Origin of the sequence: Microvirga tunisiensis, from assembly GCF_009296175.1 — a bacterium.
Lineage (GTDB): Bacteria > Pseudomonadota > Alphaproteobacteria > Rhizobiales > Beijerinckiaceae > Microvirga > Microvirga tunisiensis.
Genome location: NZ_VOSK01000011.1, coordinates 1 through 9,895 on the forward strand (window position 1 = coordinate 1; position 9,895 = coordinate 9,895).

Consider the following 9,895-nt stretch of genomic DNA (forward strand, 5'->3'; position numbering starts at 1 on the left):
CTCCTGATCGAGCCGGCTCATGCGCTCCTCCGTGTCGTCCCGTGACACGGTAGGTCGACTTCAACCGGAGGCGACATCTCGTAAATCTGGCCGTCGCCTTACTCACACATTCGCGCGTCGCGCTACACTAATGTCGGACCGAAATCGGCATAGTTGGCCTTGATGAGCGCCAGAGCCTCGGTACGCACGGCCGCCGGATAACAGCGGTTGCTGGGTTTGCCGCGACGCGTGGACACGAGGGCTTTGGGGCCATGAGCCCGATAGGCCTTGAGGAGGCGGAAGACCTGCCGGCGGGTGAGCCGCATCAGCTGGGCAGCCTCATGGACGGTGATGCGCTCTGCCATCACGTCGTGCAGAACATGCATCCGATCGATCTCGGGACGGCTCATGGCAAGGACCACCATAGAAACGAAGCTCTCTGCTGCAAACGACACCGGGAGGAGGTGACATTTGTAACGAGGAGAGCGGTGACATCTCTATCGAGGGTCTACAAACAAAATTCGCATAAGATATATTATGGAACTTAAATTGGTCCGGCTTCGGAGAGAGATACGCTTGTGGCCGTTTCCACCGCGCTTTTCCGGCTCCCTCGTGACGTTCAGCGTCAGCGCGCTTCGATCTGCAACCCATCGTAAGCGGGTTCGATATGCTGCGGCAGCTCTCGCCGCAACGTCTCGTAATCCAGGTCCGTGTGCAGGTTCGTCAGGATGGCGCGTTTCGGCCTGACCTTCTCGATCAGCTCCAAAGCTTCCGACAGCGAGAAATGCGACGGATGCGGCGTGTGGCGCAAGGCATCCAGGATCAGGATCTCCAAGCCCTCCAGGCTCGACAGGCTCTCCTCGGGCATGTGGCTCACGTCCGGCGCGTAAGCGATACTGCCGAACCGGAAGCCCAAGGCATCGATATCCCCGTGGACCATCCGGAACGGCAAGGCCTCAATGGCGCCGCCTGGCCCGGGAACCGCGGTCGTCACGCCAGACTGCAGATGGCGCATCTTCAGGATCGGCGGATAGCTGCTGCCGGCCGGCGTATCGAAGCAGTAGCCGAACCGTATCTGGAGCAGTTCGCTCGTCATCCGGTCGGCATAGACCGGGATCCGCTGATGCTGGACAATGGCGAGCGGACGCAGATCGTCGATCCCATGGATATGGTCCGCATGCTCATGGGTGATGAGAACGGCGTCGAGGCGCCGGACATCGGCTCCAAGAAGCTGCTCCCGTAGATCGGGAGTGGTATCGACAAGAACGGCCGTGGTCGAACCCCCAGGGCCCGTTTTCTCGACCAGAATCGAGCAGCGCCGGCGGCGATTCTTGGGGTTGGAAGGATCGCAGGCGCCCCAACCCACGCCGACGCGCGGGACGCCGGCTGAGGATCCGCAACCGAGGATCGTCACTCTCAAGGTCATGATGCGAGCGCCTGTCCCGATGCCGCGTCGGCAGCGGCTGCCTTGGAAAACAGGCGGTAGAAGTTCGCCGTCGTTAAAGTGGCGACGTCCTGATCTGTCATTCCGGTGACGTCCGCGAGTACATGGGCGGTGTGAGCCACGAAGGCCGGCTCATTGGTCTTTCCGCGATGCGGGACAGGGGCCAGATAGGGCGCGTCCGTCTCGACGAGCAGACGCTCATGGGGAATGGCCGCCGCGATCCGGCGGATCTCCTCCGAGTTCCTGAAGGTCAGGATGCCGGAGAAGGAGACGGAGAGCCCGAGCTCGACGCCGACCCGAGCCAGCTTCTCGCCGGACGAGAAGCAGTGGAGAACCGCATCGAAGCGCCCTCGCCTCATCTCCTCGGACAAGATTCGGATCATGTCCTCGTCGGCGTTGCGGGCATGTATGACCAACGGCAATCCGGTTTCCCGAGCCGCCTCGATATGGGTACGAAACACCCGCTGCTGCACGTCGTGCGGGCTCTTGTCGTAGTGATAATCGAGGCCAGCTTCGCCAATGGCGACGCAGCGCGGATGCACGGAGAGCTCAATCAGCCGCTCGGTCGGCACATCTGGTTCAGCGGCCGCATTGTGAGGGTGCGTTCCGACAGTGCAGAAGATGCTGTCATGCGCCTCGGCCAAGGCACGGTAGGACTCGAAGCGCGACACATGGGTTGAGATCGTCACCAGGCGCCCCACGCCGGCAGCAGAGGCCGCGGCCAGAACCTCGGGGAGGCGACTTTGAAAGTCCGGGAAATCCAGGTGGCAATGACTGTCAACCAGCATGGGTGAAGGCGCCCTCCTCTGCGGCGGCTAGCTGCATAAATCGGATCAGCTCATCCGTCTACCGACGTACGCCGTGCGCCGTTGCCACTGGCTCGTCGTCTTCCTTGGCCTCCTTGTGCAGCATCTTGCGCAGCCTCTCCTGATGCCTGCGGACTGGAGCCTCGTCTTGGTCCTGAGGCCGGACAACGGGCACAGCCAGGCACACGCTCTGGGCCGGAAGCACATCGCACCAGTCATGGATCAGCTGCTTGTAGCAGCGCCCCACCGGACGGATGTTGCGATCGAGATCATAGAGACCCACGGGCGTGACTCGGTTGTTTTCCTCCCGAAGCGCGGTATCCCAATCCATCTGGTCGGTGAGCGAGTACCAGGTGAACCCGACGATGGGCACGCCGGTATTGCGGACCCTCAGCACATTCGCCCATTGCTTCCAGAGCCAGTTGACGGCCTCGTCGCCGTTGGGACCCTCCATGAGGTTCGTCTCGGTGTGCATCACCGGCAGCCGGTAGCGTTCATAATATTGCCGGGTAATCTCGTCGTAGCCGAATATGTCGCCGGCCGCCCTTGTGTTGCCATCCGCCTGAACCCTGTGCTCGTTGGTGACGTAGTAGTCGTTCCCCATGATGCAGTGATGGCGCAGGGACGAGCGGCTGAGGAAGAAATGGTACTCGTCCCGCGTCATGCCGCTATCCATCAGGAATTCGTACATTTCGGAGTCGAGCCGCCGGCCGTAATTCAGGTCGAGTGACAGGAAACGCCGGGCATTCATGATCTCGGCCGGCTTGATGGCAGCCGGATTGTCCGCATGGAAATACTCGGACGACTCGCTCTGGATGAACAACGCGTCCGGGCGAACCTTCAGGATCCGCTCCATGGCCAGCACATTGGCCATCACGATGTGCTTGAGAGCCGTCACGAAAGCTTGATCGCTGCGCAATTGCTCGTTCCACCAGCCATAGGCAGCCGAGAACTGGGCGCAGATGAACATCTCGTTGATGGGCGTGTAGAGCTGAACCCAGGGAAAGCGGCGCGCGAAGTCTTCAGCGTAAGTTGCGAAAAGTTCAGGGAAATCTGGATTTTGAAAGTTGCCGATCCAATCCGGAACGCCGAAGTGACAGAGATCGACGATGGGGATGATATTGCGGCGCAGGATCTCGGCGAAGGTCATGTCCGCGAAGGACCAGTCGTAACGGCCCGGACCGATGAAGGTCTTGTGGAGTGGTGGACCGTAGCGCAGGACCTGGATGTCGAGTTCGTCCAGAAGCTCGAAATCCGTCCGCCAATGGGTGTAATGGCCGCATTTCTCCATCTGATCGATGCGCGTGCGGCCATTATTGATGGTCGGGATGCTGTTCTCGATCCCGGTGGCGAACATGAAGGTGGTGAACATCGTGCGCTTCCGCTGAGGGCCCCTCAAAGGCCAATCAAAGCGGACGCGTCAGGACGCCTCCGCCTCGATATAACGCGGGAAAATCGGTGCAGGTTGCGGAAGGGCCGTCCCAGCCACCAGGCGATGCTCCGGCCCGACGGCAGCAAGCACCCTACCCTCCAGCGGAATCGCCAGCAGGTCGAGAAGCTTGGCAGCTGCCGTCGGTACGAACGGCTGAGCCAGAATGCCGACTGCCCGCAACACCTCGGCCGTCACATAAAGGACCGTGTTCATCCGCGCCGCGTCGCTCTTGCGCAGCACCCAGGGCTCCTGAGACGCGAAATAACGATTGGCCTCCGCCACCACGGCCCAGATCTCGGCAAGCGTGGAGTGGACGGCAAAATCCTTCATGGCCGCCCTCGTCTTCGTCGGCAAGGCATCCGCCAGCCAGAGAATGTCCTGATCGGCCTGGGTGAACTCGCCGGGCTGCGGCACGGCGGAATCGCAGTTCTTTGCGATCATGGACAGGGAGCGCTGGGCCAGGTTGCCGAGATCGTTGGCCAGATCCGCATTGATGCGGTTGACGATGGCCTCGTGCGAGTAGTTTCCGTCCTGGCCGAAGGGTACCTCACGCATGAAGAAGTAGCGGATCTGGTCGACGCCATAGATGTCGGCGAGGTCAAACGGATCGACCACGTTCCCAACCGACTTCGACATCTTCTCGCCCTTGTTGAGCAGGAACCCGTGCCCGAAGACGCGTTTCGGCAGCGGCAACTCGGCCGACATGAGGAAGGCCGGCCAATAGACCGTGTGGAAGCGCACGATATCCTTGCCGATGATATGCACGTCGGCTGGCCAATAGTGCCAGCGCGGGTCGCTTTCGTTCGGGAAGCCGCAGCCGGTCACGTAGTTGTTGAGGGCGTCGATCCACACGTACATCACGTGCTTCGGATCACCCGGCACCGGCAAGCCCCAATTGAAGGTCGTGCGGCTGATCGAGAGATCCTGCAGGCCGGAACGGACGAAACTCGTGATCTCGTTGCGGCGGGTCTCCGGACTGATGAAGTCCGGATTGGCCTCATAATGGGCGAGGAGCCGGTCCTGATAGGCTGACAGGCGGAAGAAATAGCTCTCCTCTTCGATCCACTCGACCGGCGTACCCGTCGGCGCGCGCCAGCTGCCGTCGGGCTGCTTCGTCAGCTCACTCTCGTCGAAATAGGCCTCGTCCCGGACCGAGTACCAGCCGGAATACTTCGAGAGATAGATATCGCCCTTCTCCTGCATCCGGCGCCAGAGTTCCTGGGTCGAGGGCAGGTGATCGGCATCCGTGGTGCGGATGAACCGGTCATAGGAGCAGTCGAGCCGGTCGGCCATAGCCTTGAACTTGGCGGCCATCTCATCGACGAAGGCCTTGGGCGTCGTGCCGCTCTTATCGGCCGTCTGCTGAATTTTCAGGCCGTGCTCGTCCGTGCCTGTCATGAAGAACACATCGTAGCCGTCGATGCGCTTGAAGCGCGCGATCGCATCGGATGCGACGACCTCGTAGGCATGACCGATATGGGGGGCCCCATTCGGGTACGAGATAGCCGTGGTGATGTAGAACTTCTGCTTGTCGGCCATGTCGAATCCTAAGTCCTGAAATCAAAAACCCTTCGGACGGGGCTTCAAGCCGCTCGCCGAACCGCGTCGGCGAGATCGTCGAATATCGTCAGGATGAAGGGCCGACGGTCGAGGTTGAACACGTCGATCTCGCGCGCCGAACGGTCGATCTTCTCACATACCTCTACCAACGGCGCAAGGCGGGACGCGCCGAGCCCTGCCCTCTCGTGAAGCCTCTCCGATACCCAGCGCTGCACCGTTTCCAGGGTCAGCTCATAGCTGTCGTCCGCATCCCGCCTGGCGAGAGCTTCCGCAAGTGCGAGGACCTGCTTGGTGTCGGTTTTCGGCAATCCGTTCAGAAGCCGTGTGACCTGATCGATGAAAGCAACCTTGTCGGCGTCGAGCAGTTCCAGGGTGCGCCGAACAGAACCTTCCCCATAGCGCAACGCCTGATCCACCACATCCTGCGGGATATCGGTCCAGGGGGAGCCGAGGGAAGCGATGGCCCCTTTGATGTCCCTTTCCTCGAGGGGGCGGAGCAGAAGGCGCCGACAGCGCGAACGGATAGTGGGGAGAATCCTTTGGGGAGCATGGCTGACGATCAGAAAGAGCGAGCGCGGCGGCGGCTCCTCGATCACCTTGAGCAGCGCATTGGCGCTTGAGATCGTCAGGTCCTCGGCGCTGTCGACGACACAGACCCGGTAGCCGCCATCGGCCGCCGTGGAGCCGAACATGCCAAGCGCCCGGCGGACCGCATCGACGGGAATGGTCGCCGACGGCCCCTTCTTGTCCGTAGCCGGAGCCCTCCGCAGAACCGAAAGGTTAGGATGCGAGAGAGCCACCACCTGGCGCGCCACATGCGAGTCGGCAGGCACATCCAGGCTTGAAATGGCTCGATCATTGCTCTTTCGGGGATCAAGAACCGTTCGCGCGACGCGATAGGCCAGGGTCGCCTTGCCGATTCCCTGCGCGCCGCCAATCAACCAGGCATGGTGAAGACGACCGCTGCGAAGGCCTTCCAGGAAGGCTTCCTCACCCTCCCGATGGCCGAAGAGGGCGAATTGCTCCCGGGGATGCGGCGCACCCTCGAACTGATCCGGTTCGGCCACGTCCTGATCGTCACGCGGCATCGGGGGACCTCACCGCCTGTTCGGTCATTTGAGGAAGGCGCTCTTGCAAGGCCGCCCAGATCGCGGTTTCGACCTCATCGGGATCCTGGTCCGCATTGATCACCACGCACCGTTTCGGTTCGGATCGGGCAATGGACAGATAGGCCTGACGAAGGGATTGGTGGAAGGAGATATCCTCTTCCTCAAACCGATCCGCCCCCTCGCCTTTCCCTGCCTGCCGCGCTCCGGCCCGAGCAAGTCCGGTTTCGGCAGGAAGATCGAGGATGAAGGTCAGGTTGGGCTTCACACCCTGCAGGGTCACCTTCTCGAGCTGGTCGATCAAACCCTTGTCGATATTGCCCAAGGAGCCCTGATAGGCTCGGGTCGAATCCGCGAAACGGTCGCACAGAACGTGGATCCCGCCCTTCAGCGCCGGCCCAATGGTCTTGTCGAGGTGGTCGATCCGGGCTGCGGCAAACAGCAGGGCCTCTGCGAAGGGTCCGAGTTGCTTGGCATGTCCCCCTAAGATGAAAGCGCGCAGTTCCTCGGCATACGGAGAGCCGCCGGGCTCGCGAGTCACGAGAACAGGCTGGGCGAGGTGTTGCAGCCGGCTTTTAAGCCTCTCGATCTGGGTCGACTTGCCCGCGCCCTCCCCGCCCTCGAACGTGATGAAGCAGCCTGCCATTAAATGCCTTCGATCACGCTCGTGAAAGCGCGGCGGACCCAGCCCGTGCTGAATTCCAGCAGGCCGTCCAGGGCCCGCTGACTCAGCGTCCCTTCCTGGACGTCCTCATTGGCGTAAAGCGGCATCTCGAGAGCCTGCATGTCACCCCGATTGACCTGGAGCCGGGCCACTTCGGTTCCCTTCTGGACAGGGGCCTTCAGAGGACCGGTATAGACGATGCGAGCGGTGACCCGTTCGCCTTCTCCACGAGGCACAAGTACACGAATTGGCTTCTTGGACACAAGCGGGAGCGATCGCCTGTTCCCACCGAAAACCTGAGCTTCGCCGACAACCTGCCCCTCAGCGAAGAGCTGCTGGGTTTCGAAGGCCCTGAAACCCCAATCCAGGAGTTTTCGGGATTCAGCCGCACGATCCTTCGCCGTCTTGAGACCATTCACGACCACGATCAGGCGCTGATCGTTCTGGACGGCTGATCCGATCAGGCCGTAGCCCGATTCATCGATATTGCCGGTCTTCAGCCCGTCTGCCCCAATATCGAGGAACACCAACGGATTGCGGTTCTGCTGGCGGATCTTGTTCCAGGTAAACTCACGCTCGCCGAAGATCTTGTAGAGGTCCGGATATGTCTCGATGATGTGAAGGGCGAGCTTCGACAGGTCCCGTACGGTGGTCTTCTGCTCCGGATGCCCGTAGCCGGTCGCGTTGCGGAAAGTCGACTTCGTGAGACCGATCTGCTTGGCCCGCTCGTTCATCATGCGGGCAAAATTGTCTTCCGTACCGGCAACACCCTCGGCAATGGCGATGGCCGCGTCGTTGCCCGATTGAATGATGAGGCCGCGCAGCAGATCCTCGAGCCGGATGGGTGTATTGACCTTGGCGAACATGGACGAGCCGCCGGAGCCCGCTCCCCCTTTCCGCCAAGCGTTCTCCGAGATCGTGAACTCGCTGTCGAAACTCAGGCGACCGTTCTTGATCTCGTTGAAAACCACCTCGGCCGTCATGGTCTTGGCCATGCTGGCAGGTGCGGTCAGTTCATCGGCATTCTTCTCGAAAAGGACCGCGTGGCTTCCTGCGTCCATAAGGATGGCGGTGGGCGCGCTGGTCTGAAAATTCTGCGCCTGCGCCTGCGCCACTTGCGGCCAAGCGGACACAAGGGAGATGGCACTCCACACAAAACCAAACACCGCCAGGCATCGGGCGACCTTAACGTGACGCATCGTCAAATTCTCCAGGATATTCCCCTAGGAGACCCCGAATCTGTAGCGCGTCAACAACAAATCAACGCCCGGCCACGCTAGCCTGTGCGAGATGTTACATAGATCGGGTCGAGTTGAATTCTACGAGCTACCGAAGCACGAACTTCGAAGGATTGGCAGCCGAATATGCGCCGCTTCTCTGGAAGCCGGACGGCGCGTTGCTGGCGGGTGCCTCGTAGAGACTGGCGACCATCGGGCGCGACGCGGGAGCTGTCCCGGGAGCCGCTGAGCTGATCCGCGCGATCGGGCTTGCCGCACCCGGGATCGTTCCAAGGTCGAACGGACGCTCAGGCGGAAGCGGCACATTGCTGGCAACGGCGCCGGATCCGGCGGACTGGGGAGTACGAGCCGGTACCGAATAGGCCTCATCGTCAGGCTCGTAGGTACGAAGGGCGATGGCCTGGCGAGGAGCGTTCGGCCGTGGCGTCGCCTGGGCCACCATCGTCGGAGCCGAGCCGGTCAGGGTTGCCGGCTGCCCATCCGTCCGGAGGCTCGCCAAGAGAATCCGGTCATCGCTGCCGTTGGTGGAGGCGCGACCGACATACTCGACCCGCACTCGCGCAGTCCCCGACTGCCGGAAGCCAAGTGCCGCGGCAGCCCGTTCGGATACGTCAATCACGCGGTTGCCATGAAACGGACCGCGATCATTCACGCGGACGATCATGGAATTGCCGTTCTGGAGATTCGTCACGCGGGCATAGCTTGGCAGCGGCATGGTCGTGTGGGCGGCCGCTATCGAATCGCGATCGAAGACCTCGCCATTGGCTGTCATGCGGCCGTGGAAATTAGATCCATACCAGGAGGCTAGACCCTCGCTGGCCCGCGGCGTTTCATTCGGAACGTAGGTGCGGCCGGCAACCGTATATGGCTTGCCTACCATGTCGCGGCCGCCGCCCTTCGGAATAGGCTGGCCATCGGCGACAACCTTAGGGCTCGGAGCCACGCCATATTTGGGATCGATGCCCCCTCTGACATTCGAGGAGCAGTTAGCTGCAGTCAGTGCGATCGCGGTCACGCCTGCAATGCGGAGGAGAGTCCATTGATTGAAGGAAGAGACACTTCCCTTCAATCCGGTTTTCGCTTCAGCGCGATCACAAAGCATATCGTCTCGCATCCTATCGTCTGTACGGTGCACGGCGTTGCCCCATTGCCCGGACATCAAGTCAAAGTGGTTTGCGGGTCCTTAAAAAGAGGTTAAACGGCCGCGCTTGTCAATGGCTCAGCTCTAGAAATGAAACATTGTATCATTTGATAGATTTAGCCTATGGATCAATAAGATCCATCGGAATCTGTCAGTAAGACTTTAACGGAGACCGGCCTGAAAACTGCCGAAAGTGGCAAGGCGGCGGAATTCGACAACGAAGCTCTCATCGCAGCAGCTCGAATAGATTTCCTATTTAGATCAGGCCCTTAGCACGCATTGATCATCCACGTGCCGTCAAGAGGTTTTGGCAAATGTCTATTGACCGTTTGCCTCGGGCTCCCGGTCAGATTCACGAGCTCATTTTGCGATGACTTGGTTAACGAAACGATCGCACCTGCCCGAAAGCCAAGCACCGACGGATCTGGAGAATGGCGGAGGGGGTGGGATTCGAACCCACGGTGGGCTTGCACCCACGGCGGTTTTCAAGACCGCTGCCTTAAACCACTCGGCCACCCCTCCAGA

Annotated in this window: 9 protein-coding genes and 1 tRNA gene; all 10 read right to left on the bottom strand. The window is 60.9% G+C overall.

Annotation, left to right across the window (positions count from 1 at the left end):
* Positions 1-122: 122 nt before the first annotated feature.
* Positions 123-389 (bottom strand): helix-turn-helix domain-containing protein, encoded by a 267-nt coding sequence (locus tag FS320_RS05775; protein ID WP_244626989.1) that lies wholly within the window; start codon positions 387-389, stop codon positions 123-125.
* Positions 390-604: 215 nt separating this feature from the next.
* Positions 605-1,405: an MBL fold metallo-hydrolase gene (locus FS320_RS05780; RefSeq protein ID WP_152710146.1), complete on the bottom strand. Its 801-nt coding sequence runs from the start codon at positions 1,403-1,405 to the stop codon at positions 605-607.
* Positions 1,402-2,211 (bottom strand): TatD family hydrolase, encoded by an 810-nt coding sequence (locus tag FS320_RS05785; protein ID WP_152710147.1) that lies wholly within the window; start codon positions 2,209-2,211, stop codon positions 1,402-1,404. The genes FS320_RS05780 and FS320_RS05785 overlap by 4 nt, the downstream gene beginning before the upstream one ends.
* Positions 2,212-2,269: 58 nt before the next feature.
* Positions 2,270-3,601, bottom strand: a complete 1,332-nt coding sequence (locus FS320_RS05790) for a family 1 glycosylhydrolase (RefSeq protein ID WP_152710148.1) — start codon at positions 3,599-3,601, stop codon at positions 2,270-2,272.
* A 48-nt stretch (positions 3,602-3,649) separates the two neighbouring features.
* Positions 3,650-5,200 (bottom strand): methionine--tRNA ligase, encoded by a 1,551-nt coding sequence (metG, locus tag FS320_RS05795; protein WP_152710149.1) that lies wholly within the window; start codon positions 5,198-5,200, stop codon positions 3,650-3,652.
* A gap of 44 nt (positions 5,201-5,244) precedes the next feature.
* Positions 5,245-6,309, bottom strand: coding sequence for a DNA polymerase III subunit delta' (locus tag FS320_RS05800; RefSeq protein WP_152710150.1), 1,065 nt, complete (start codon positions 6,307-6,309; stop codon positions 5,245-5,247).
* Positions 6,299-6,973, bottom strand: coding sequence for a dTMP kinase (gene tmk / locus FS320_RS05805; RefSeq protein ID WP_152710151.1), 675 nt, complete (start codon positions 6,971-6,973; stop codon positions 6,299-6,301). The genes FS320_RS05800 and tmk overlap by 11 nt, the downstream gene beginning before the upstream one ends.
* Entirely contained in the window at positions 6,973-8,190 is a 1,218-nt protein-coding gene (locus FS320_RS05810) for a D-alanyl-D-alanine carboxypeptidase family protein (RefSeq protein WP_152710152.1), read from the bottom strand. Before FS320_RS05810 ends, tmk begins: the two co-directional genes overlap by 1 nt.
* Before the next feature lie 127 nt (positions 8,191-8,317).
* The gene (locus tag FS320_RS50170) at positions 8,318-9,244 is read right to left on the bottom strand and encodes a septal ring lytic transglycosylase RlpA family protein (protein ID WP_338105296.1); all 927 of its coding nucleotides are present in this window, start codon (positions 9,242-9,244) and stop codon (positions 8,318-8,320) included.
* 558 nt (positions 9,245-9,802) lie between these two features.
* A tRNA-Ser gene (locus FS320_RS05820) sits at positions 9,803-9,892 on the bottom strand.
* Between the last annotated feature and the right edge of the window lie 3 nt (positions 9,893-9,895).